This is a genomic window from Nocardioides sp. (assembly GCF_035503875.1).
Classification (GTDB): domain Bacteria; phylum Actinomycetota; class Actinomycetes; order Propionibacteriales; family Nocardioidaceae; genus Nocardioides.
Genome location: NZ_DATJTA010000007.1, coordinates 30039 through 52868, shown reverse-complemented (window position 1 = coordinate 52868; position 22830 = coordinate 30039). Strand labels below are relative to the sequence as shown.

The window sequence follows — 22830 nt, the reverse complement described above, 5'->3', positions numbered from 1 at the left end:
CTGAGTGGATCCGAGGGGGAGACTTTTCTCCGGGCTCCCCAGCCGGCGTCAGGTCACTGCGTGACGAACTCCGTGAAGTACACGTCCATCACGTCGCCGTGGTACGCGTGCTCGATCTCGGACAGCAGCTTCTCCTTCAGCTGCGCGCGCTTCTCGGGCGCGGCGAGGGTGTCGACGCTCTGTCCGCTGAAGGTCGCGATGGCCAGGTCGAGCGCCTTGCTGCCGTCGGCCTCGTGGGCGACGGTCGTGGTGAGCTGCAGGGCCAGCGCCATCCGCAGGTAGTGCCCCTCGGCGAGGTTCACCTGGATCGGCTCCATGCTGACGACCTCGCCGGGCTCGGGCGCCGGCTCGGGTCCCTTCGGCTTGAGGACGAACCAGTACGCCGCCGCGGCGATCGCCAGCACCAGCACCACGCCGATGATGACCAGCTTCTTCCTGCTCTTCTTCTGCTCCGGGGCCGCCCCGGTCTCCGTGCCCGCGGGCATCGTCGCGACGCTCATCAGTGCGTTCCTTCCGTGCTGGTCTGGTGGTCGGTGGTGTCGGGGGTGCTGCCGGGGGCGGGCCTGGCGGCCGCCGCCCGTTTCGCCGCGCGCTCCGCGGCGACGTCGTCGAGCAGCGCCCGGGTCGAGGCCGGGGCGTCGGAGACCAGCACGATGTCGACGCGCTTGTTGATCTCCTGCGAACCGGGCCGGGCCGGGTCCATGAGCGGCCGTTCGTGGCCGTGGGCCGCGAGGGTGAGCCGCTCGCCCGGGATCCGCTGCTGCTCGTTGAGCCGGCGGAGCACGGTGATCGCCCGCGCCGCCGAGAGGTCCCAGTCGGTGGCGTAGTAGCGGGGCGGTCCGGCCGCCTGGTTGGTGTGCCCGTCGATCTGGAGCGGGTCGGCGATGTCGCGCAGGACCGGTGCGAGGGTGTCGACGATCCGGCGGCCGCGCTTGCTGAGGTACGACAGGTCGGCGGCGAACACCACGTGCCGCGAGACCAGGCTGACGACCAGGCCGCGGTCGTCGTACGTCGCCGTGACGTCGTCCTGCAGCCCGCGCTTGCGCAGCGCCGCCTGGAGCCGCGCGTACACGCCGTCGAGCCGGCTCACCTCGGCCTCGGCGTCGGCCTTGGCCCGGCCGGCGGCGAGGGTGCTGTGCGAGCGCAGGGCGGCCTGGACCGCCTGGTCCTCCTTGTCGGTGAGGTCCTCGGTGGCGAGCTGGGGGCTGATACCGCCCATCACGTCGTTGGCCTCGGCCAGCACCGAGTCGTTGCCGAGCAGGATCGACTCCTGCCCGAAGCCGGCCGCGAGGCCGCTCTTGAGCGCGTTGTACTTCTCCTGGTCGACCGAGCTCATCGCGAACATCACGATGAACAGCGCCATCAGCACGGTGACCATGTCGGCGTACGAGACCAGCCAGCGCTCGTGGTTCTCGTGCTCCTCGTGCTCCTCGTGCTTCTTCCTCCGGCTCATCTCACGCCGCCTCCTGGGCGGGCTGCTGTCCGGCGGGGAGCAGCGAGGTGAGCTTCTGGGCGATGATGCGCGGGTTGGAGCCGGCCTGGATGGCGGCCACGCCCTCGATGACGATCTCCATCTGGGTCGCCTCGAGCTCGCTGACCCGCTTGAGCTTGCTGGCGATCGGCAGCCACATGACGTTGGCCGACAGCACGCCCCACAGGGTCGCGAGGAACGCGGCGGCGATCATGTGCCCGAGCTCGTCGGGGTTCGCGAGGTTGCCGAGCACGTGCACCAGGCTCATCACGGTGCCGACGATGCCGATCGTCGGCGCGTACGCCCCGGCGTCCGCGAAGAACTTGGCGGCCTGCTTGTCGGCCTTCTTCTTCGCGTGCACCTCGGCCTCGAGGATCTCGCGGACCTCCTCGGGGTCGGTGCCGTCGATGGCCATCGTGACGCCCTTGGCGAGGAACGGGTCGTCGAGCTCCTTGACCTGGTCCTCCAGCGCCAGCAGACCCTCGCGGCGGGCCTTCTCGGCGAGGGAGACGACCGCGGGGACGACCTCGCCGGCGGGCTTGGGGCCGCCGACGAAGGCGGTCTTCGCCGCGACCAGGGCCGACTTGGCGTCGGTCATGGTGCCGCTGGCCAGGGTGGCGAACAGGGTGCCGCCGAAGACCAGCAGCATCGGCGGGAGCAGGATGAGGTGGGACGGCGTACCGCCTTCGAGGATGTTCGCGACGATGATGATCACGAACGCGCCGATCATGCCGACGAGGGTGGCCGCGTCCTTCATCAGCGGTTCACCTCGGAGCGGTGCTCGTCGGGCGCGACGACGCTGAGGCTGGGGCGCTCGTGGACCGGCGGGGGCGGCGGCGCCTGCACGGCCTCGGCCGCGATCTGCACGGCCTCGCTGAGGGCGATGACCTCGGCGCGGTGACGGCGGACCGCGGTCACGACCTCGCTGAGGTTCTCCGAGACGACGTACTTGGAGCCGTCGACCAGCGTGACGATGGTGTCCGGAGCGCTGTCGATGCGCTCGATGAGGTCCGAGTTCAGGACGAACGGCGAACCCGAGAGACGGGTCAGCAGGATCATGGGGGCACCATCCTTAGTGCGTGGGGGGAACGGCCGTCCATGGCCGTACGAGCATCATCGGCCGGGCGCTGCCCGACCTGAGACGTCCCCCGAGGTCTGCGTTGCCGGGGACCGGCCGCCCCGCTCAGGCGGCGACCGGTCCCGGGGCGTTACCGCTTGATGTTGACCAGGTCCTCGAGCACCGAGTCCGAGGTCGTGATCACCCGCGAGCTGGCCTGGAAGCCGCGCTGCGCCAGGATCAGGTTGGTGAACTCGGCCGCGAGGTCGACGTTCGACATCTCCAGGGCGCCGGCGAGGACCTTGCCGTTGCCGTCCTCACCCGGGACGCCGTACTGCGGGTCGCCCGAGTTGGCCGACACGCGGTACGACGTCTCGCCGGCCTTCTCCAGGCCCATCGGGTTGGTGAAGTCGGCGACGGCGAGCTGGACCATGTCGCGCTGGATGCCGTCGGAGAAGACACCGCGCAGCTTGCCGTCGTTGCCGATGCCCCACGAGGTGAGCTCGACGCCCGCGGGCACGGCCGGGGTCAGGCCGGCGGTGGACTGGGTGACGTCGATGAGCGGGCCGGTCGCGTTCCCGGCGGCGTCGAGGGCGTAGCCCTGGACCCGGTTGCCGTTCGGGCTGGTCAGCGAGCCCTCGGTGTCGAAGGTGAACGCGCCGGCGCGGGTGTAGAGCGTCTCCTCGCCCTGGCGGACGACGAAGAAGCCGTCGCCCTGCAGCATCAGGTCGCTGCCGCGGCCGGTGATCTGCGAGGAACCCTGGCCCAGGTTGGTCGCGATGCCCGCGACCTGCACGCCGAGCCCGACCTGCATCGGGTTGGTGCCGCCGCGGGTGGCGCTGGCGCCGGAGGCGTTGGTCAGCATCTGGCTCAGGGTGTCCTGGAAGACGGTGGTGCTGGCCTTGTAGCCGGTGGTGTTGGCGTTGGCGATGTTGTTGCCGGTGACGTCGAGCATCGTCTGGTTCACGCGGAGGCCGCTGATGCCGGCGAAGAGCGAACGGAGCACGGGACTGTCCTTTGGGTCGGGTGGTGCGGGGATCGGGTGTCGGGTCGAGCGGGATCAGGCGGTGGTGGTGGGCGTGGCCGCGGCACCGTTCTTGACGGAGAGCACCTCGACGAGCGGTACCTGGGTGCCGTCGACGTCGAGCACCGGGCCGGTGTTCTCGAAGGTCACGCCCTGGACCGTCCCGGTGATGTCCTTGCCGGCGGTGTCGGTGTAGGTCACCTGGCGGCCGATCAGGCTGCTGGCGCCGAAGGCCATCTGGGCACCGAGGACCAACGCGGTCTGGTCGGCGACGGCCTGCATCTTCTCCAGCGCCGTGAACTGGGCGTTCTGGGCGAGGAACTCGCCGGAGTCCGCGGGGTTCATCGGGTCCTGGTAGCGCAGCTGCGCGACCATGAGCTGCAGGAACATGTCCTTGTCGGCGTTGCTCGCGGTCGCCGTCGGGTTGGTGACCATGTTGGCGAGGCCGGCGTTGGCGGCGGCCTGGGTGCTGTCGACGGGCATCGTCGGTTCCCTTCTCGGGTGGTGCGGGACGGGGTCGGTCAGAGGGCCAGGTCGAGGCCGGACCGGGCGTGGGTGGGCGTCGCCGTCTCGGTTCCGGGCATCGCACCGGTCGCGGGCGTCGGCGTACGGCGTGGCTGCTGGTCGTACGGGCCGCCGGGGCGGCCGGGGTCCGGGTCGGCGCCGGTGCCGCGACCGCCGCCGAACGGACCGTCGCCGCCCTGGTCGGTGGAGGTGGCGGTGGTGGTGCCGGACGTCAGGTCGGCGACGGACACCCGGGCCTCGATGCCGGGCTGCTCGAGCAGGCGACGCAGGTCGGGGGCGGCCAGGGCGAGGACCTCGCGGGCGTCGTGCTGGGCGGCGAGGCGCACCTGCACCTCGCCGTCGCGGACGGTCAGGGTGACCCGGACCTCGCCGAGGGTGCCGGGGTCCAGGCGCAGCGTGACCCGGTGGGTGCCGGGACCGGCCTGCGAGAGGCGGACGACCTCGGGGAACACCTGGCCGGGGACGGCGTCGGCCGGGCGGGCCGTGGCGGCCGCGGCGGCGGGCGCCGGAGCGGTGACGGTGCCCGGGCCGACGACGGCCACCGGGGTCGGTGTGTCGGCCGCAGGGGCGGAGCCGGTGGTGGCGGGCGCCGCGGTCGGCGTCGCCGCGGGACCGGTCGGACGGTCGCCCTGCTGGTCGGCCGGCTGGTCGCCGCCGCCGGCGTCGGTCGTGGACGGGCCGGGGACAGCGCCGGCCACGTCGGGCAGCCCGTCGGCGGTGTCGCCGCCGGCCGGGGCCGCCGTGGTGTCGAGCGACGGCTCGACGACCGTGGCCGACGCGTCGACGGCGGTGTCGGCGACCGGCACGGCCACGACGGGCGTCAGCAGCGGGAGCGCGGCCAGCTGGGCCTGCGCGAGCAGCGCCGCGTCGGCCGTCGGCACCGGGTCGGCGTCCGGGAGGACCTCGGCGGGCACGACGCCCTCCGCGGCCTCCGGCGCGCCGTCCACCGCGGGTACGACGCCGCCGGGGTCTCCGGTGCGGGACCCGGGAGTGCCGTCCTCGGCGGCCCCCACGACCACCGGTGCGGAGTCGGCGGCCCCCACGACCGCGTCCTCCTGCTGGACGAGCACCTCGGGTCCCGCGCCGCAGACGCCGGGAGGCGTCGAGGTGGCGGGCGTGAGGTCGGCAGGGTTGCCGGGGACGAGCGCGGCGAGCAGGTCGCCGAACCCGGTGTCGCCGGTGGCGTCGCCGGCACCGGCCGGGCCGGGCTGGCCGGCGGTGCGGCCGGCGCTGGGAGTGGCGGTCACGGTGGCCATCAGTTGCCTTCCACCATCGCGAGGATGGAGCGCACGTAGTTCTGGGTCTCGGGGTAGGGCGGGATGCCCTGGTAGCGCATCACCGCGCCCGGCCCGGCGTTGTAGCCGGCGAGGGCGAGGTCGGTGCGGCCGAAGCGGTCGAGCAGGTCGCGCAGCAGCCGGGCGGCGCCGTCGACGGCCTGGGCGGGGTCGAAGGAGTCGGTGACCCCGAGACCCTTCGCGGTGGCCGGCATCAGCTGCATCAGCCCCTGGGCACCCGCGTGGGAGACGGCCTTCGGGTCGAAGCCCGACTCCTGGCGCGCCACGGCGGCGAGCAGGTCCGCCTGGACGCCGTACCGTTCGGCGGCGGCGGTGAACAGGTTCGCGTAGGGGACGTCGGGGGAGATCCCGCCGGCGCCGCCCGAGGTGGCGCGACCGAGGGCCGCGGTGCCGCCCTCCGGCAGCACCCGCCGGATCACGTCCGGCGTGGAGGGCACGTCGATGATCCGGACGTCGAGCCCGGTGCGCGGCGCCTCGATCATCTGGCCGTTGCCGATGTAGATGGCGATGTGGTCCACGCCGTTGTTGCGGCTGGAGTTGTCCCAGGCGATGAGGTCGCCGGGCTGGGCCTCGGCCATGCTCGCGACCGGCCGTCCGGCCTCGGCCTGCTGGTACGACACCCGGGGCAGCTCGATGCCGAACTTCTCGTAGACCAGCTTGACCAGCCCGGAGCAGTCCATGCCGTCGGGGCTGGTGCCGCCCCAGACGTAGGGCACGCCGAGGTACTTGCGGGCCTCGGCGACGACGTCCTCGCCGGTCACCGCGGTGCTGCCCGACGCGGGGGTCGCGTACGTCGCCGACGTGGTGTCGCTCGTGCTCGTCGACGCACCTGCGAGCGAGCGGGAGAACGAGGACGAGGTGGTGCGCGTCGCGGGCGACAGCAGCGCGAGCTGGGTCTGGATCTGGGAGATCCGCGAGGTGATCTCGCTGACGCTCATCGGACGTCCTCCTTCCGGGTCCGGGCGGTGGTGCGGCGCAGCCAGAGGCGGCCGGCCACGTCGTCGGTCTCGTGGGTCTCGCGGGTCTGGGCCTCGGCGCGGCGCTCGTCGGCGCGGCGCTCGAGGAGGCCCTCGACGGCGGAGAGCCGGGTCTTGTCGTGGTGCCAGTGGGCGCGGGCGCTGGCGCTGACGACGGCCGCGGTCGCGGCCTCCGCACGGGTCTCCTGGACCGAGGTGCGCAGCACCTCCAGGGACTGCTGCAGGGCGACGAACTGGCGCATGTCGCCGGACGCGAAGGCGCCGTGGCTGCGCATCGACTCCTCCAGCACCTCGAGCCGGGTCTGCAACGCGGTCTCCTCCTGCAACGCCTGCTGCAGGCCGATCCGGCTGTCGCGCTCTCGGACGTCGCGCACCCGCGCGACGGCCCGCAGGCCACGGTCGTGACGGGCGCTCACGAGGCCACCAGCCCGGCGAGCTGCGACCAGGTGGTCGCGGTCGTCGTGGCGTCGTCCATGTCCTGGCGCAGGAAGGCGTCGATGTCGTGGCGGCGGGCGATCGCGGCGTCGGCGTCGGGGTCGCTGCCCGCGACGTACGCGCCGATCTCGACGAGCTCGCGGACGTTGCGGTGGGCGGCCAGCATCCGGCGCAGCAGGCCGGCGTCGGCGCGCTGCTCGGGGGTCGTGACCGCGGAGTTGACCCGCGAGATGGACTCGAGGACGTCGATGGCGGGGAAGTGGCCCGAGGTGGCGAGCCGGCGCGAGAGCACGACGTGGCCGTCGAGGATGGAGCGCGCGGTGTCGCCGATCGGGTCCTGCAGGTCGTCACCCTCGATGAGGACGGTGTACAGCCCGGTGATCGAGCCGGTCGGCGAGGTGCCGGCGCGCTCGAGCAGGCGGGGGAGGAGGGCGAAGACGCTGGGCGGGTAGCCGCGGGTGGCGGGCGGCTCGCCGGCGGACAGCCCGATCTCGCGCTGCGCCATGGCGACGCGGGTGAGGCTGTCCATCATCAGCACGACGTCGCGGCCGTCGTCGCGGAACCACTCGGCGATCCGGGTGGCCACGAACGCGGCGCGCAGCCGCTCGACCGGCGGGGCGTCGGAGGTCGCGACGACGACGACCGAGCGGGCCAGCCCCTCGGGACCGAGGTCGTTCTCGATGAACTCGCGGACCTCGCGCCCGCGCTCGCCGACCAGGGCGATGACCGAGACCTCGGCCTCGGTGCCGCGGGCGACCATCGAGAGCAGGCTGGACTTGCCGACCCCGGAGCCGGCCATGATGCCGATGCGCTGGCCGGAGCCGCACGGCACCAGCGAGTCGAGGGCGCGCACGCCGAGGCCGAGCTGCTGCTGGATGCGGGGGCGGGTGAAGGCGTCGGGTGCCGATTTCTCGACGACGGCGTCCTCGAGCCCGGGGAGGGTGTCGAGGGCCGGGCCGCCGTCCGCCGGGCGGCCGAGGCCGTCCAGGACCCGTCCGCGCAGCGCGTCGCCGACCTTGATCGACAGCGGTCCGCCGGTGCTGCGCACGGGGGCGCCGACGTGCACGCCGTCGGTGCGGCCCAGCGGCAGGCAGACCAGGTGGTCGTGGCTGCTGGCGACGACCTCGGCGAGCAGCGGCGTCGGGCCGAGCACCTCGAGGAGGTCGCCGACGGCGGCGCGGACGCCGACCACCTGCAGGTTGAGGCCGAGCAGCTCCGACACCCGGCCCAGCCGCTGCGGCGCGGCGGCCGCCAGGGCGGCCGGACGGCGTACGGCGACGGGCGCGAGGACGGACTCGGCGAGCCCGAGGACCCCGGCGCTCACGAGAGCACCTCCCGCACCCGGGCCAGCGCGGCGTCCACGCCACGGTCGACGTACGTCGTGTCGGTCTCGACGACGGCGTCGTGGACGTCGAGGTCGGGATCGGCGACGACGGTGACGCCGCGGGCGGTCAGCGCCTCGGAGGCGGCCGCGTTGCGGACGTCGGGGTGCACGCGGACCCGGGTCGGCACGCCGCCCTCGGGCAGCACGTCCAGCGCGCGGCGGACGACGTCGCCCGCCGGGTCGGTGGCCAGCGCGAGCTCGCGGCCGAGCAGCACCGTGGTCAGCTCGCGGGCCAGGCGCAGGGCCTGCTCCTCGAGCTGGACGGCGAGGTCGGCGACCGAGGCGTCGAAGGCGGCGACGGCCTGCTCCAGGGCGGCCATCGTCTCGGCGTGCGCCGCGTCGCGGCGTGCCTCGGTCTCGGCGTTGCGGGCGGCGACCGCGGCGGCCTCGTCGGCCGCCTCGGCGGCCGCGTCACGGCGGCCCTGCGCCCAGCCCACGGCGTAGCCCTGCGAGCGGGCGGCCTCGACCGTGCTCCGGGCGAGCCGGTCCAGCGCGCCCTCGGTGACCCGGTCCCCGAGGACGGTGCGGTCTCCGAGCCGGGTCCAGGTGCCGCCCCGGAGCTCCGGGGTGTCCAGGACTCCGGTGACGTCGTCGTCGCTGGCCCACAGGCCGGGGGCGTCAGTCGACGAACTCATCGTCGCCTCCTCGGCGCACCATGATCTGGCCCTGCTCCTCGAGCTGGCGGATCGTGCGGATGATGCCCTGCTGGGCCTCCTCGACCTGGGTCAGGCGGACCGGGCCCATCAGCTCGATCTCCTCGACCAGGCTCTCGCCGGCACGCGACGACAGGTTGCGGGTGATCTTGTCGCGGACGTTGTCCGGGACGCCCTTGAGGGCGAGGGCCAGCTGCGCGGTGTCGACCTGGCGGAGCACCTGCTGGACCGAGCGGTCGTCGAGCTGGACGACGTCCTCGAACATGAACATCCGGCTCTTGACCTCGTCGGCGAGGGCCTGGTCGAGCGCCTCGAGGCCCTCGACGATCTGCCGCTCGGTCGACCGGTCGGACCGGTTGATGATGTTGACCAGCGGGTCGAGGCCGCCGACCTTGGAGTGCTCCTGCGGCTGCAGCATCGACGACAGCTTCCGCTCGAGGGTGGCCTCGACGGCGCGGACGATGTCGGGGGAGGTGCGGTCCATGACGGCGATCCGGTGCGCGACCTGGGCCTGCTGGTCCGACGGGAGGCCCGAGAGCAGCAGCGAGGCCTTGTCGGGCGTCATGTGGGCGAGTACCAGCGCGATGACCTGCGGGTGCTCGTCGACGATGAAGGAGCGCAGCTGGGCCGGGTCGGCCTGGTGCAGGAACTGGAACGGCATCTGGACGGCGGCCGCGTGCAGCCGCTCCATGATCTCCGCCGCGCGCTCCTTGCCGAGCGACTGCTCCAGCAGCTGCTGGGCGTAGTGCAGACCGCCCCGGCTGATCGCGCTGCGCGCGGCCAGCATGTCGGCGGCCTCCTTGACGACGGCCTGGGTCTCGGCGACGGAGACCGTCTCGAGCCGGGCGACCTCGCCCATGATGGCCTCGACCTCGGACTCGCCGAGGTGGTTGAGGATCTCGGCGGACTTCTCCTTGCCCAGGCGCATCAGCAGGATCGCTGCCTTGCGGGTGCCCAGGGTGGCCAGGGTGGCGGTGCTCATCGCGACTCCACCAGCCAACCGCGCAGCAGGGTGGCGACGTCCTCGGGCTGACGCTCGATGAGCGCGTCGAGCTCGTTCTGCATCGCGTCCTCCTCGGACTCCTCGGCCTGCTCCAGGGCGAGGGCGGCGGGCGCCTCCAGCGCGGCGGCGCGGGCCTGGTCGGCCTTCAGCTGCTCGACGACGTACGACGTGGCCTGGGCGCGGGCCTTGGCCCGGCGGCGCGCCCGGATCCAGGCGAGCAGCAGGATGAGCAGCACCCCGCCGGCGATGCCGGCGTTGCGGATCAGGTCGGCCCGGGCCGCGGCGGCCTCGGCGGCCTCGGCGGCGGCGAGCTCCTCGGCGGCGGACTCCTCGAAGCTGCGGTCGAAGGGCATCGAGGAGACCTCGATGGCTCCGGTGCCGCCGGTGATCGCGGCGACCTGCGCCTGGATCATCGCCGGGTCGATGTTGCCCGTCGTGTCGGAGTCGAGCATGACGCCGACGTTGTACGCCGTGACCGCGCCCGGCGCGCTCTGGCGCTGGGTGACGGTCTTGTCGACGCCGTTGTCGGTGGTGGTGTCGCGCTTCTCGTACGCCGAGTCCCCGCCACCGCCGGCGGTGGGGTCCATCTGCCCGTCGACCCCGACCACGCCGCCGGCGGCGCCGGCGGCGGCCGGACCGGTGTAGGTCTCCTCGGAGGTGCGCGAGGAGAGCGGGACCGGCTGCTCGGCCTGGTTGTAGTCGGTGGTCTCGGTGACGGTCTGGTCGAAGTCGAGGTCGGCGGTCACCTGGACGGTGGAGTTGCCGGCGCCGACGACCTGGTCGAGCATCGTCTGGAGCCGCTTCTGCATGTCGCCCTGCACGGCCGAGGTCTGCTCGGCGCGGGCCGAGGAGGCGCCGCCGGGCCCGTCGGGGGTGGTCAGCACCTTCCCGGAGGAGTCGGCGACGGTGACGTTGGCGGGGTCCATGCCGTCGATGCTGGAGGCGACCAGGTGCACGACGGCCTGGACCTGCTCGCTGCTGAGCGTGCGGCCCGGCTTGGTCTCGACGAGCACCGAGGCCGTCGACGGGTCCTGCTCGTCGGCGAAGACCTGCTTCTTGGGCAGCGCCAGGTGGACGACGGCGTTCTTGACGTCCTTGAGGGCGCCGACGGTGGAGGACAGCTCGCCCTCCATGGCCCGCTTGAAGCTGGTGTCCCACTGGTCCTGCGAGGTCGACAGGCCGGTGTCGTCCAGGATCGAGTAGCCGCTGGCGGAGCTGGACGGGAGGCCCTCGCCGCTGAGGTCGATGCGGGTCGAGTAGACCAGGTCGCGCGGCACCATCACGGTGCTGCCGTCGCCGGCCAGCTCGTAGGCGACACCGGAGGCGTCGAGTTGCTCGACGACGGCGGAGGCGTCCTCGGCCGAGAGGTTCGAGTACAGCGGCGCGTACGTCGGCGCGGCGGCCCAGCGGAAGATCATGAAGCCGCCGAGCAGCAGGGCGAGGGTGCCGAGCACCGCGACGACCTTCTGGCCGGTGGTGAAGTCGACGAAGGTGCGGCGGTAGCGGTCGAGCGTGCGGGTGATCGTCTCCTTCATCTCAGACCTGCATCCGCATGATCTCGGTGAACGCCTCGATCGCCTTGTTCCGGACGGCGACGGTCACCTGGGTGGTCACCTGGGCCTGGGTGGCCGCGATGGTGTAGTCGTGGAGGTTGTCGAGGTTCCCGGTGGCGGCCTGGACCGCGAGGCTGTCCGCGTTGCGCTGGACGCCGTCGAGCCGGTCGAGGCCCTCCATGACGAGGTTGCCGAAGTCGGGGCCGGCGGCCGCGGCGGAGCCGGACCCGGCGGTCACCGACGAGGAGGGGACGGTCGGGGCGACGTACGGCGTGAAGCCGGTGCTCCCGGTGCCGGCCAGACCCTCGATGGCCTCGATGCCGTTGACGCTCATCAGCGGGCCCCGATCTGGATCGCGGTGGAGTAGCTGTCCTGGGCGAACTTGGTCACCTGGGCGGAGGCCTGGAAGCCGCGCTGCGCCATGATCAGCTCACTCATCTGCTTGGTCATGTCCATCGCGGGAGCGCGGACGTAGCCCTCCTCGTCGGCGAGCGGGTGGTCCGGGTCGTGGACCAGCGTCCCCTCGGGGTCGGAGAGCGCGACGCCGGCGACGTCGACGCCGCCGCGCGGGTCGGCCTCGGCGATGATCATCTGCGCCTGGAAGGCCGTGTCGTCGGTCGAGCGGATCGTGTTCGCGTTGGCGATGTTGCGGCCCAGCGCGTCGAGCCACGTCTGGTGCATGCCGAGGCCGGAGCTCGCGATGTCCAGCAGGTCGAAGGCGCCCATCACATGGCCCCCGCGACGGTCTTGACCAGGTCGAAGCGGTCGGTCACGGCCCGGGACACCATCTGGTACTGGAACTGCGACTGCATCGCGGCGAGGGTCTCCTTGCGGAGGTCCACGTTGTTGCCGTTGGCGCCGACCGGGGTGTCCACCGCGAGGCTGCTGACCTGGCCGCTGCGCAGGGAGCCGGTGTCGCGGGAGTCGATGGCCGAGCTCAACGCGCTCTCGAAGTCGATGACCGAGGCGCGGAAGTGAGGAGTGTCGACGTTGGCGAGGTTGTCGGCGATCGTGCGCTGACGGAGCGAGAGCCCGTCGAGCGCGAAGCCGAGGACCGCCGAGACGGCGTCGGACGCCGCGTAGGCAGGAACGGACACGGATCAGACCTCCTGGGCTCGTGTGGAGCCCCGTGGGTGTGGGGTCGCCGGTCCGTCGGCATCTGCGTGAGCGTTCCTTGCTCATGGGGTCCTTCGGTCGGGGCGAACCCGACCTGAGCGAACTTCCGTCAGTTCTCTGGAGTTGTCTGGAGGTCTCCCCTCGAGCACCTCGCGCCCCCGGCCGGAAGGGCCGGGGGCGCGAGGAACGGGGGAGGGGTGGGTCAGGTGAGGACGACCGCCAGGCGGCCGGTGCCGTAGCCCGCGACGTCGACCCACAGGTCGATGCGGCGGCCCAGCACCTGGCTGCGCGCCCGGATGTCGGGCGGCATCGGGGTGCCCACCGGGTGCACGGCGTGCAGTTTCATGTGCGGCGCGCCGTCGGCGTTGAACAGCGCGGCGGCGATGTTCAGCACCTCGTGCAGGGTCTCGGTGATCTGCGCGGGGAGGTTGCGCTCCTCGACGGCCTGCTCGGCGAGGGTCGCGGGGACCAGCGCCAGCGCGGCTCCGGCGTACGCCGAGAGCGCCAGGTCGAAGCAGATCACGGCGCGGATGAGCAGCGAGTCGTCGACGTACACGGCGACGCTCGCGGGGTTGCGGTCGGTGATGGCGAACGGCGGCCCCGGCCGGACGTCGACGCCCTTGTCGAGCAGGTCCCCGAGGAGGTCGCGGATCTCCTTGGTCGCCGGCAGGTAGGTCATCCCCGGGTGGACGACGCTCATGCCGGTACGCCGACCGCGGTGAGGGCCTCCTCGAAGGCTTCGGGGGTGAACGGCTTGGCGATCAGGAACGCCGCGCCGGACTTGGCGGCGCGGGTGCGCATCTCCTCGGAGCCCTCCGAGGTGACGAACCCGAAGGTGACGTCGTTGCCGGCGGCGCGCAGCGCGCACAGCATGTCGATGCCGGTCATCTCGGGCATGTTCCAGTCGGAGAGCACCAGGTCGGGGCTCTGGGCGACGACGACGTCGAAGCCCTCCTTGCCGTTCTCCGCCTCCACGATGTCGTGGTGGCCGTAGCCGGCCTGGCGCAGGGTGCGGATGACGATCTGCCGCATCACGCGGCTGTCGTCGACGACGACGATCTTCACGGGGGGTCTCCTTCGGGTGCTGCGGGTGGTGGGAGTCAGCGGGTGGAACGGTGCGCGGTCAGGGCGCGAGGTCGACCTCGGCCGCGGCGGCCGAGATCGAGAGCCGGACGGGCTGGCCGAGCCAGCTGATGTCCAGGCGGGTGGTCTCGACGAGCTCGGCGGGGCCGGGCACCGACGCGGTGACCGTGCCCTGGGCGACGAGCGGCAGCGAGAGCTGGCTGGGACCGGGCATCAGGCTCTTCACGTTGCCCCCGATGACGTTGACCAGCTCGCCGAGGGAGTCGGTCAGGTCCTCGGCGACCGGCTGCTCGTCGGGGCCCATGCCCAGCATCCGGTGCGCGACCTCGGTGGCGGCGACGTCGCTGAACTGCATCAGGACCAGGGCCTGCCAGCCGCCGCTGATGGTGATCGCGGCGGTCCAGGCGTGCTCGACGGACGACGGGGCGACCTGCTCGAGCGGCTCGACGTTGCCGAGGAAGGTGGCCCAGCAGTCGTCCATGATCGACTGCAGGTCGGCCAGGGCGGGCTCGTGGGTGATGCTCATGCGGGGACCTCGCTCACGGTCAGACCGAGGAGCTCGAGCTTGTCGACGATCGCCTCGGGGGTGAAGGGCTTGATGACGTACTCGTGCGCGCCGGCGGCGAGCGCCCGCACGATCTGGCCGTGCTCGCTCTCCGTCGTCACCATCATCAGCGTGACGTCGCGCCAGCGCGGGTCGGCGCGGACCCGGGTGACGAAGGTGTAGCCGTCCATCAGCGGCATGTTCCAGTCGATCAGGCAGATGGACGGGACGAGCCCGCCCTCGAGCGCGTCGAGAGCCTCCTGGCCGTTGCCGGCCTCGGTGGTCTCGAAGCCGAGCTCGGTCACGATGCGGCGCAGGATGGAACGCATCGTGCGCGAGTCGTCGATGATCAGCGCGTGCATAGGTGAGGCTCCAGTCGCAGGGGCGGTCGGTCTGCTGGTCCATCGGGTCCGGCGGACGGATCCTGAGCGGTCCAGGGTCGGATTCGAGGGGGTGCTGCACCCCGGATTCACCGCGACCCCCGGACGATCGGGGTCGATCGCCAGGGGGTCGCGGTGGTGGGGGGAAACCGGACCCGGGTCCGGCTGGTCGGCCAGCGCAGGCGCTAGGCGGACACGTCGAGGTAGATCGGGACGTTGTCGAGACCGGAGCCGAGGCCGAGCCGGTCCAGGACGACCTGGTGGCGGAGCGTGACCCCCAGCCGGTCGGCGATGCGCTCCATCACGTCGCGCTGACGGGCCAGGATGCCCGCCGCCCGCTCCGCGAGGTCGGCCGGGAGGGGTCCGTGGTCGCCCGGCACGTCCCAGGCGTCGACCCGCAGCTCGGCGCCGCTGTCGAGGGCCCGCTCGGCGAGGAGTACGTCGAGCTCGATGCGGTCGAGGTCGACCTGCCAGGCGTCGTGGCGGGAGTCGGTGCTGGCGAGGTCGAGGCCGCCGCGGTCCACGAAGCCGGTCATCTCAGGCCACCGTCTGGGCGGTGACGACCTGCAGCGCCGCCTCGCGCCAGGTCGCGCCCAGGTCGGTCACGATCTGCAGGCAGGACTCGGTGCGGGCCAGGTCCTTGGCGACGTTCGCGCGAATCAGCTCGGAGTAGAGGAAGTCGTAGATCGAGGCGAGCGCCGGACCGCCGTCCCAGGCGTCGACGTCCAGCGACATCCGCAGCTCCAGCACGATCTCCTGGGCGTGCACGAGCTGGCGGTGCGCCTCGGCATGGTCGCCCTCGGCCTGGGCGTTGCGGCCGCGGGTCACGTCGAGGACGAGACGCTCGCACAGCATCACCAGCAGCCGAGCGGGGCTGGCCGTCGCGACCGATGCATCCATGTATGCGGTCCGGGGGTTGCTGAACATGTGGGTGCCTTCCTTGGCTTCCGACAGTGCTGCGGTCGACTACTTGGACGAGTTGTTCATCGACTCGACCTGGGCGCTGAGCCAGCTGGACTGGCTGTTGAGCTGCGACATCGCGGTCTCGAGCGCGGTGTACTGCCGCTCCAGGGTGGTCCGGCGCATGGCCAGGCGCGTGTCCCAGGCCGTGATGCTCTCCTCGAGGCGGGTGATCTCGCTCTTGCGGCCGGTGATCGCCATGGTGATCGTGCCGGTGGTGCTGTTGCTGGCGGTCTTGGCCACCGCCTCGAGCCGGGCGGCGAAGCCGTTGTTCTCGGTGGTGAACTTCTCGGCGACGCCGACGGGGTCGGCGGCGTACGCCTCCTTGAACTTCGTCGCGTCGAAGACCACCTTCCCGTAGCGGTCGGTCTGGATGCCCAGCGACGCCATCGAGGTGCCGTCCGTCGGGAAGACCGCGTTCAGCAGCTGGTCGCGCAGCGAGCGGACCCCCGCGTCACCCATGAGCTTGCCCGCGGTGGCCCCGTTGCCGTTGTACGCCGTCTGGGTCGCGATCTCGTCGAGCGCCGCGTTGAGGGTGTCCACCAGGCCCTGGACCTGGGAGGTGAGGGAGGCGGTGTCGCGGTTGACCGCGATGGTCGCGGTGCCGGTGGCCTGGTCGCCGAGGGTGATGTCCACGCCGTCGACCACGCCGGTGAAGGTGTTGCTGCTCGAGCGGACCGTGACTCCGAGCCCGAGGCTGATCTCCGCGTCCCGGCCGGCCCGGGCGGTGAAGCCCGACAGCGCGACGCTCTGGTCGTCGGTGAGCTGGAAGTCCTCGGCCAGTCCGGTCTTCGTGGACTCCACGAACAGCTGGTACTGCGGGACGCCGCCCACCTCGCCCACCTTGATGGCGCTGGCGCGCAGGCCGGAGTCGGGCTTGGCGTTGATGGCGTCGACGACGCCCTTGAGCGTGCCGTCGCTCTCGATGTCCACGGTGGTGCCGTCGAAGCGGTCGATCCGGACCGTGCCCGACCCGCCGACGATGCTGTCGGTGAGCTTCGCGGGGGTCTGGGAGGCGACCTGGTGGGTGAGCGCGGTCTGCACGACCGTGACGTTGAGCGAGGTCGGCGAGGCCGTCGGGCCCGCCTTGACGGTGACGGCGTTGTTCGAGGAGGTCGCCACGACGGGGGACCAGGCGGACGCCTTGGCGAGGGCCTCGGCCCGGCTCGAGATCAGCGAGACCTTGGTGTTGAGGGTCTGCATGGCGGTGATGGCCGACTGCTGCGTGCTCACCTTGGTCTTGAGCTTGGACTGCGGCACGGCCTCGAGCGCCATGAGCTGCTCGATGATCTCGGCGGTGTTGAGCCCGCTCACGAGACCGCTGATGCTGCTGGTGGCCACGACTCCTCCTTGGGAACGGCTCGCCGGGTGGACCTACGGCGGCCGGGGTGTGGTCAGGGACGGTGACGGGGGTGAGGGCGCGCAAGCGCCCTCACCCCCGTCATCGGGATCACTGCAGGAGCTGCAGCACGCTCTGCGGGGCCGACTTGGCCTGCGCGAGCATGGCCGTACCGGCCTGCGACAGGATCTGCGACCGGGTGAAGCTCAGCATCTCCTGGGCCATGTCCGTGTCCCGGATGCGGCTCTCGGAAGCCGAGAGGTTCTCCGCGGTCACGTTCAGGTTGTTGATGGTGTGCTCGAACCGGTTCTGCACCGCACCGAGGTCGGCACGGACGTTCGACACCGTCTTGATCGCGGCGTCGATGGCGCCCAGCGCCGCCGAGGCACCCGAGCCCGTGTTGGAGAAAGCGTTGCCGACGAAGCCGGCACCCACGGTGATGTCGCCCGCGACCGCGCCCGACGGACCCGAGATCGCGACGTTGCCGAACTCGTCGACGGTCGCCGACAGCCCGGTGTTGCTGAGCTGCGTGTCCAGGCTGGACTTCAGGGCCTGGTAGTTCGACTCCGCGGCGGCGGCGGTGCCGGTGGTGTCCCAGGCGGCGACGGAGACGCCGTAGGTGTTGCCACCGAAGGTGATGTCGAACGCGCCCGCGGCCGGAGCGGCGCCCGCGGCGAAGTTCACCGTGGACTTCCACTGCGGACCACCGGTGGTGACGTCGATGCCGTCGACACCGAGGCCGACCGAGTCGAGGTCGGTGGCGACCGCGACCTTGATGGTCTCGCCACCGTTGGCGCCCACCTGGAAGGTGCCGTCGTAGGAGCCGTTCAGCAGCGCGGTGCCGTTGAACTTGGTGGTGTCCGAGATGCGGGTCAGCTCGCTCTTGAGCTGGGTCATCTCCGACTGGATGTTGCCCTTGGCGTCGCCGTTCAGACCACCGTCGTTGGAGGCCTGCACCGCGAGGTCACGCATCCGCTGCAGGATGGAGTGGGTCTCGGTCAGCGCACCTTCAGCGGTCTGGACGACCGAGACGCCGTCCTGGGCGTTGCGCACCGCGACCTTGAGGCCGGAGACCTGCGAGCGCAGGCCCTCGGAGATCGCGAGGCCGGCGGCGTCGTCGGCCGCGCGGTTGATCCGGAAGCCGCTGGACAGCTTCTCGAGGGACTTCGACATCTGGCTCTGCGTCACCGTGAGGTTCCGGTACGAGTTCATGGCGTCGATGTTCTGGTTGATGCGGAGGCTCATGATGATTCCCTTCCTGGGGTGTGAGTCCGAGGAGCCCGTCCGTGGGCTCCAACACCCGACACATCGGTCGGGGCGGACGCCACCTGAGTGATCAGGCGGACTTTTTCTTCGGGGGGATGGTGCTTTCTCAGCCTGCCGCTTCGAAGCCGACAGACACGCTCCGCCGGGTGGCGGAGTGCCGGGCGGCGACCGCCCGGAAGTAGGCGTCCCGGCGCTGCGCGGCGCAGCCGTCGGGACGGGGGTGTGCGGGGACCAGTTCCGGGTCGAGCGCCGAGTTCATGGCGTCGCGCAGCAGCACCAGCGCCTCGGCCCGCATCTGCGAGATCCGCGACTCCGAGACGCCGAGCTCGGCGGCGAGCTCGGCCATCGGCCGCTCGGCGAGGAAGTAGCCCTGGACGACCGCCTGCAGCCGGTCGGGCAGCTCGGCGATCGCGTCGCCCAGGTACTCCAGGCGCTCCTGGTGCTCGACCAGGGCCTCCGGGGTCGGGTCGGAGCTGGCGAGCACCTCGGCGAAGGAGGTCTCGGTGCTCGAGCCCTGCAAGGACAGCACGTTGGCGCGGGCCACGTCCTCGTCGTTGCCGGCCACCTCGGCCAGGCTCAGGCCGAGCTCGGCGGCGACCTCGGCGTTCTCGGGCGCGCGGCCCAGGGCGCTGGCCAGCCGGGTGCGGGTCTGGTCCAGCTCGCGGCCGCGGCGGCGCACCGACCGGGAGGCCCAGTCGATGCTGCGCAGCTCGTCGAGGATGGCGCCGCGGATCCGGCTGGCGGCGTACCGCACGAAGGGGACGCCGCGGTCGTCGGAGAAGGAGCGACCGGCCTTGACCAGCGCGACCAGGCCGGCGGAGTGCAGGTCGTCGCGGTTCACGTGCGAGGGCACCCGGCTCATCGTCTCGCGCACGATGTGGCCCACCAGGCCCATGTGCTGGACGACCAGCTCGTCGCGCTCCTGCTGGGTCCGTGCGCCGTCGGGAAGAGGCGCCTGCTCCTGGGCGTCGTGCGTCAGCACGTCGTCGTCGTAGTTCATCGTTCCTCTGGTCTTCTCGGTCAGGACGACCCCCCACTGGACCGGTCCTGCCCCTCCAGGATGGGCAGAAATGGAGCGTTTCACCTAGGCGGACCGTGGATTTCGGGCGTACCGACTAGACCGATCGGGCGCCTGCATCAAGAACTTCTCAAGATGCGGACCGGAGTGTTCAGGTCCGCGCGGCGGTGCACGAAGGTACGGAGCTGGACCGTGTGACGGCGTGGTGATCGAGCCCACGAACCGCTCAGGTCCGAACGGGGTCGGGCGATGGGTCCGGTGTACACCGCACACCATCCAGACCACTGGGCTAGGAGGCTTTTCGTGGAGAAGCTGTCCCTCATCCTCTGGCGCGAGCGCGAGCTCCTCGAGACGTTGCTCTACCGACTCGAGGTGGAGCAGCTCGTGCTTGCCGGAGGACGATCCCGCTGGCTGATGCGCTCGGCGAAGGACGTCGAGAGCATCCTCCAGCAGCTGCGCGAGACCGAGCTCCTGCGCGCCGTCGCCGCCGACGAGGCCGCGACCGCCATCGGGCTCTCGACGAACCCGTCGCTGCGCGCACTGGCCGACGCCGTCGAGGAGCCGTGGCGCTCCATCCTCGTCGACCACCGGGACGCGTTCCTCGCGATCACCGAGCAGGTCTCCGCCCTGGCGGACGCGAACCGCCACCTGATCACCAGCGGCTACCGCTCCGCCCGGGAGGCCCTGCTCTCCCTCGGCGGTCCGGTGGACAGCTACAGCCAGGACGGCTCGGCCGTCGTCGGAACGAACGGGCATCGGCTCGTGGATCGGAGCCTGTGATGTCGGGAACCCTCTCCTCCCTCAACACCGCGCTGACGGCACTGCAGTACCAGCGCAACGCGCTCGACGTCGCCGCCTCGAACGTCGCCAACGCGACGACCGAGGGCTACACCCGGCGCCGGGTCAACGGCGAGACGCTCGGCCCCTCCTCGACGCCGGCCCTGTGGTCGCGCCAGAGCCTGACCGGGTCCGGCGTGAAGGCCACCAACATCGAGCGGATGACCGACGCGATCCTGGACGCCCGGGCGCGCAAGGAGCACGCCTCGCAGGCCTACCTCGACCTGCGCGCCAGCGCGCTGGCCCGGGTCGAGACCGGCATCGGCGAGCCCAGCGACACCGGCGTCGCCGCGGCGATGTCGGACTTCCGGACCAGCTGGGCCGACGTCAAGAACAACCCGAGCAGCGAGGCCGCGCGCAGCCAGGTGATCGCCAAGGCCCAGACGCTGGTCGGCGCGATCACGGCCCAGGTCGCCAACGTGGACGGCGAGATCGCCGACCAGCAGACCCGGCTCGACAGCACGGTCACCGCGGTGAACACCATCGCCGAGCAGCTGGCCGAGACCAACCGCAACGTGGTCTCCGCGACCCTCAACGGGGTCGACACGACCGCCCTGCTCGACCAGCGCGACGCGCTCGCCCTCCAGCTCTCCGAGCTGGCCGGCGGCACGGTCACCATCCAGGCCAACGGCACCGCCGACGTCTCCGTCGGCGGCCACAGCCTGGTCGCCCTGGACGTCGCCACGCCGCTGGACGCCGCCGCGCTGCCCACCGGGCTGAGCGGCGAGCTGGGCGCGGTCCAGGACCTGATCAACGTCACGCTGCCGGCGTACAAGGCCGGTCTCGACGCGGTCGTCAAGACGCTGGCCGACCAGGTCAACGGCCTGCACGTCACGGGCTTCGACCTCAACGGGGACGCCGGCACGCCGTTCTTCTCCTACGATCCCGCCGACCCGTCCGGTTCGATCGCGGTCGCGATCACCGACCCGCGCAAGCTGGCCGTCTCCTCCAGCGGCGCGGACCTCGACGGCTCGATCGCCACCCAGCTCGCCGCGGCCAACGACGCCGGCGCGGCGTACCAGAGCCTGGTCAACGGCTTCGGCTCGCAGGTGAACTCGGCCAAGGGCCTCGCGGCCACCCAGCGCCTGCTGACCAGCCAGGTCGACGGTGCCCGCGACCAGATCTCCGGCGTCAGCCTCGACGAGGAGATGGTCGGCATGCTCGCCTCGCAGCGTGCCTACGAGGCCGCCTCGCGGGTCATGACCGTCGTGGACTCCGTGCTCGACACCCTCATCAACCGGACAGGACTGCTGCGCTGATGTCTTCCGTACGTGTGACCCAGAGCATGCTCAGCCAGCGCTCGCTGGCCGGCGTGCAGACCGGCCTGGCGCGGCTCGCCGCGACCCAGGAGCACCTGACGACCGGCCGGATCCTGAACCGGCCCTCCGACTCGCCGACCGACAGCACCATCGCGATGCGGCTGCGCGAGCAGATGGCCGACCAGAAGCAGTTCACCCGCAACGCCCAGGACGGCCTGGCCTGGCTCGGGACCATCGACACGACGCTGTCCACCGTGACGGCCGACGTACGTCGGGCGCACGACCTGGCGCTGCAGGGCGCCAGCACCGGCAGCATGTCGACGAGCTCCCGCGAGGCGCTGGCCACCGAGATCGACCAGATCCGCGACGGGCTGATCGCCAACGCGAACGGGACCTACCTGAACCGCCCGCTCTTCGGTGGCATCACCGCCGGCAACCAGGCGTTCGACCCCGCCACGGGTGCCTACATCGGGTCCACGACCGGCGAGGTGACCCGCACCATCGCGACCAACGTCGAGATCCGCGTCGACGTGGCCGGGACGGACGTCTTCGGCCCGAACGGCGACTCGCTCTTCGACCACCTCACGGCGCTCTCCACCGCGCTGCGCACGGGGGACGAGGCCACCGTCCAGGCCAGCCTCGGCAAGCTCTCCGGCCGGCTGGAGACGGTCAGCAACGTGCAGGCCGACGTGGGTACCCGCTACCTGCGCGCGGAGAAGGCCGTCGACGCGGGCGCCGCCTCGATGCTGACCCTGACCACGGAGCTGTCGACCATCGAGAACGCCGACCTGCCCCAGACGATCGTCGACCTGCAGCTGCAGGAGGTCGCCTACCAGGCGGCCCTGGCCGCGACGTCGCGCGTCATGCAGCCGAGCCTCGTGGACTTCCTGCGATGAGCGCCACGCTCGTGGAGACGGTGGACGAGTCGGTCGACCTCCCGGTCATCGAGCTCGTGCATCCCATGCCGGGCTTCCCGGACCGCCGGCAGTTCGCCCTGGTCACCCTGGACGACGACAGCCTGCTGTGTGCCCTCCGCTCGCTGGACGACCCGGAGCTGCGCTTCCTCGTCGTCCCGCCCGCTCCGTTCTTCCCGGACTACGCCCCGGAGGTCGGCGACAGCGTGGTGAGCGAGCTGGAGATCGGCTCCGCGGAGGAGGCGCTGGTGCTGCTCGTGCTGAAGGCCGGGGACTCCCTCGCGGCCACCACGGCGAACCTGCTGGCGCCCGTGGTGGTCAACCGGCGCACCCGTCGAGCGGCCCAGGTCATCTTGGATGACCCCACTCTGTCGGTGAGCGCTCCGCTCGTCGCGTAGCGTTGACCCCATGTTGGTCCTCAGTCGCCGAGTCGGCGAGAGCGTCGTGGTGGGCGACGACGTCACGATCACGGTGCTCGAGGTCCGTGGCGACGTCGTCCGGATCGGTATCGACGCGCCGCGGTCGGTGTCCGTCAACCGGGCCGAGCTGCTGCGCGAGCTCGAGGACAGCAACCGCACCGCCGCCTCGCCCAGCGAGGAGACCGTGGCGTCGCTGACCCAGGCGCTGAAGGACCGCTCCACCGAGGACTGACCCTCCGCCGTACCCGATAGTCCCTGACGTTCCGCACGACTCGACCGTGCCGAACGTCAGGGACTTTCGCGTTGTGGTGGGCGCGG

General features: G+C 71.9%; 30 protein-coding genes. 5 read left to right on the top strand and 25 right to left on the bottom strand.

Translation table 11 applies throughout. The features are described from left to right. Positions 1-53: 53 nt before the first annotated feature. The 25 genes from VMF51_RS01535 to VMF51_RS01415 form a co-directional block, all read right to left on the bottom strand. Entirely contained in the window at positions 54-500 is a 447-nt protein-coding gene (locus tag VMF51_RS01535; RefSeq protein ID WP_325472620.1) for a flagellar basal body-associated FliL family protein, read from the bottom strand. Next, on the bottom strand, positions 500-1453 hold the full coding sequence (locus VMF51_RS01530) for a flagellar motor protein MotB (protein ID WP_325472619.1): 954 nt from the start codon (positions 1451-1453) through the stop codon (positions 500-502). The genes VMF51_RS01535 and VMF51_RS01530 overlap by 1 nt, the downstream gene beginning before the upstream one ends. 1 nt (position 1454) lies before the next feature. Continuing rightward, positions 1455-2228, bottom strand: a complete 774-nt coding sequence (locus tag VMF51_RS01525) for a flagellar motor protein (RefSeq protein ID WP_325472618.1) — start codon at positions 2226-2228, stop codon at positions 1455-1457. Next, positions 2228-2530: a flagellar FlbD family protein gene (locus VMF51_RS01520; RefSeq protein ID WP_325472617.1), complete on the bottom strand. Its 303-nt coding sequence runs from the start codon at positions 2528-2530 to the stop codon at positions 2228-2230. Before VMF51_RS01520 ends, VMF51_RS01525 begins: the two co-directional genes overlap by 1 nt. A 149-nt stretch (positions 2531-2679) precedes the next feature. Then, the gene (locus VMF51_RS01515) at positions 2680-3534 is read right to left on the bottom strand and encodes a flagellar hook-basal body complex protein (protein ID WP_325472616.1); all 855 of its coding nucleotides are present in this window, start codon (positions 3532-3534) and stop codon (positions 2680-2682) included. Positions 3535-3588: 54 nt separating this feature from the next. Further along, positions 3589-4035, bottom strand: a complete 447-nt coding sequence (locus tag VMF51_RS01510; protein WP_325472615.1) for a flagellar hook capping FlgD N-terminal domain-containing protein — start codon at positions 4033-4035, stop codon at positions 3589-3591. A gap of 38 nt (positions 4036-4073) precedes the next feature. Beyond that, complete coding sequence (locus tag VMF51_RS01505) at positions 4074-5333, bottom strand: flagellar hook-length control protein FliK (RefSeq protein WP_325472614.1); 1260 nt, start codon at positions 5331-5333, stop codon at positions 4074-4076. Then, positions 5333-6310: a transglycosylase SLT domain-containing protein gene (locus tag VMF51_RS01500; protein WP_325472613.1), complete on the bottom strand. Its 978-nt coding sequence runs from the start codon at positions 6308-6310 to the stop codon at positions 5333-5335. The genes VMF51_RS01505 and VMF51_RS01500 overlap by 1 nt, the downstream gene beginning before the upstream one ends. Further along, positions 6307-6765 (bottom strand): flagellar FliJ family protein, encoded by a 459-nt coding sequence (locus VMF51_RS01495; RefSeq protein WP_325472612.1) that lies wholly within the window; start codon positions 6763-6765, stop codon positions 6307-6309. The genes VMF51_RS01500 and VMF51_RS01495 overlap by 4 nt, the downstream gene beginning before the upstream one ends. Beyond that, on the bottom strand, positions 6762-8108 hold the full coding sequence (locus VMF51_RS01490) for a FliI/YscN family ATPase (RefSeq protein WP_325472611.1): 1347 nt from the start codon (positions 8106-8108) through the stop codon (positions 6762-6764). Before VMF51_RS01490 ends, VMF51_RS01495 begins: the two co-directional genes overlap by 4 nt. Beyond that, positions 8105-8803, bottom strand: coding sequence for a FliH/SctL family protein (locus tag VMF51_RS01485; RefSeq protein WP_325472610.1), 699 nt, complete (start codon positions 8801-8803; stop codon positions 8105-8107). Before VMF51_RS01485 ends, VMF51_RS01490 begins: the two co-directional genes overlap by 4 nt. Next, on the bottom strand, positions 8787-9803 hold the full coding sequence (gene fliG / locus VMF51_RS01480; protein ID WP_325472609.1) for a flagellar motor switch protein FliG: 1017 nt from the start codon (positions 9801-9803) through the stop codon (positions 8787-8789). The genes VMF51_RS01485 and fliG overlap by 17 nt, the downstream gene beginning before the upstream one ends. Beyond that, on the bottom strand, positions 9800-11359 hold the full coding sequence (fliF, locus tag VMF51_RS01475; RefSeq protein ID WP_325472608.1) for a flagellar basal-body MS-ring/collar protein FliF: 1560 nt from the start codon (positions 11357-11359) through the stop codon (positions 9800-9802). The genes fliG and fliF overlap by 4 nt, the downstream gene beginning before the upstream one ends. Before the next feature lies 1 nt (position 11360). Next, a complete protein-coding gene (gene fliE, locus VMF51_RS01470; RefSeq protein ID WP_325472607.1) occupies positions 11361-11711 on the bottom strand; it encodes a flagellar hook-basal body complex protein FliE in 351 nt (116 codons plus the stop codon). Then, on the bottom strand, positions 11711-12103 hold the full coding sequence (locus VMF51_RS01465) for a flagellar basal body rod protein FlgC (protein ID WP_325472606.1): 393 nt from the start codon (positions 12101-12103) through the stop codon (positions 11711-11713). The genes fliE and VMF51_RS01465 overlap by 1 nt, the downstream gene beginning before the upstream one ends. Next, complete coding sequence (gene flgB, locus VMF51_RS01460; protein WP_325472605.1) at positions 12103-12474, bottom strand: flagellar basal body rod protein FlgB; 372 nt, start codon at positions 12472-12474, stop codon at positions 12103-12105. The genes VMF51_RS01465 and flgB overlap by 1 nt, the downstream gene beginning before the upstream one ends. Positions 12475-12695: 221 nt before the next feature. Further along, on the bottom strand, positions 12696-13193 hold the full coding sequence (locus VMF51_RS01455; RefSeq protein WP_325472604.1) for a hypothetical protein: 498 nt from the start codon (positions 13191-13193) through the stop codon (positions 12696-12698). Continuing rightward, positions 13190-13558, bottom strand: a complete 369-nt coding sequence (locus VMF51_RS01450; RefSeq protein WP_325472603.1) for a response regulator — start codon at positions 13556-13558, stop codon at positions 13190-13192. Before VMF51_RS01450 ends, VMF51_RS01455 begins: the two co-directional genes overlap by 4 nt. Before the next feature lie 58 nt (positions 13559-13616). Next, positions 13617-14102 (bottom strand): chemotaxis protein CheX, encoded by a 486-nt coding sequence (locus tag VMF51_RS01445; RefSeq protein WP_325472602.1) that lies wholly within the window; start codon positions 14100-14102, stop codon positions 13617-13619. Further along, on the bottom strand, positions 14099-14482 hold the full coding sequence (locus VMF51_RS01440; RefSeq protein ID WP_325472601.1) for a response regulator: 384 nt from the start codon (positions 14480-14482) through the stop codon (positions 14099-14101). The genes VMF51_RS01445 and VMF51_RS01440 overlap by 4 nt, the downstream gene beginning before the upstream one ends. A 203-nt stretch (positions 14483-14685) precedes the next feature. Further along, positions 14686-15036: a hypothetical protein gene (locus tag VMF51_RS01435; protein ID WP_325472600.1), complete on the bottom strand. Its 351-nt coding sequence runs from the start codon at positions 15034-15036 to the stop codon at positions 14686-14688. Position 15037: 1 nt separating this feature from the next. Then, entirely contained in the window at positions 15038-15427 is a 390-nt protein-coding gene (gene fliS, locus VMF51_RS01430; RefSeq protein WP_325472599.1) for a flagellar export chaperone FliS, read from the bottom strand. A 39-nt stretch (positions 15428-15466) separates the two neighbouring features. Further along, on the bottom strand, positions 15467-16801 hold the full coding sequence (gene fliD, locus VMF51_RS01425) for a flagellar filament capping protein FliD (RefSeq protein ID WP_325472598.1): 1335 nt from the start codon (positions 16799-16801) through the stop codon (positions 15467-15469). 109 nt (positions 16802-16910) lie between these two features. After that, entirely contained in the window at positions 16911-18044 is a 1134-nt protein-coding gene (locus tag VMF51_RS01420) for a flagellin (RefSeq protein ID WP_325472597.1), read from the bottom strand. Positions 18045-18171: 127 nt separating this feature from the next. Then, a complete protein-coding gene (locus VMF51_RS01415; RefSeq protein ID WP_325472596.1) occupies positions 18172-19065 on the bottom strand; it encodes a sigma-70 family RNA polymerase sigma factor in 894 nt (297 codons plus the stop codon). 321 nt (positions 19066-19386) lie between these two features. Here VMF51_RS01415 and flgN point away from each other — a divergent pair, with 321 nt between their 5' ends. From flgN to csrA, 5 genes are read left to right on the top strand one after another with little or no spacing between them, the layout of a single operon-like run. Beyond that, a complete protein-coding gene (gene flgN / locus VMF51_RS01410; protein WP_325472595.1) occupies positions 19387-19863 on the top strand; it encodes a flagellar export chaperone FlgN in 477 nt (158 codons plus the stop codon). Then, the gene (gene flgK, locus VMF51_RS01405; protein ID WP_325472594.1) at positions 19863-21179 is read left to right on the top strand and encodes a flagellar hook-associated protein FlgK; all 1317 of its coding nucleotides are present in this window, start codon (positions 19863-19865) and stop codon (positions 21177-21179) included. Before flgN ends, flgK begins: the two co-directional genes overlap by 1 nt. After that, on the top strand, positions 21179-22075 hold the full coding sequence (locus VMF51_RS01400) for a hypothetical protein (protein WP_325472593.1): 897 nt from the start codon (positions 21179-21181) through the stop codon (positions 22073-22075). Before flgK ends, VMF51_RS01400 begins: the two co-directional genes overlap by 1 nt. Then, complete coding sequence (fliW, locus tag VMF51_RS01395) at positions 22072-22491, top strand: flagellar assembly protein FliW (RefSeq protein WP_325472592.1); 420 nt, start codon at positions 22072-22074, stop codon at positions 22489-22491. The genes VMF51_RS01400 and fliW overlap by 4 nt, the downstream gene beginning before the upstream one ends. Before the next feature lie 10 nt (positions 22492-22501). Next, positions 22502-22744: a carbon storage regulator CsrA gene (gene csrA, locus VMF51_RS01390; RefSeq protein WP_325472591.1), complete on the top strand. Its 243-nt coding sequence runs from the start codon at positions 22502-22504 to the stop codon at positions 22742-22744. The last annotated feature ends 86 nt before the right edge of the window (positions 22745-22830 follow it).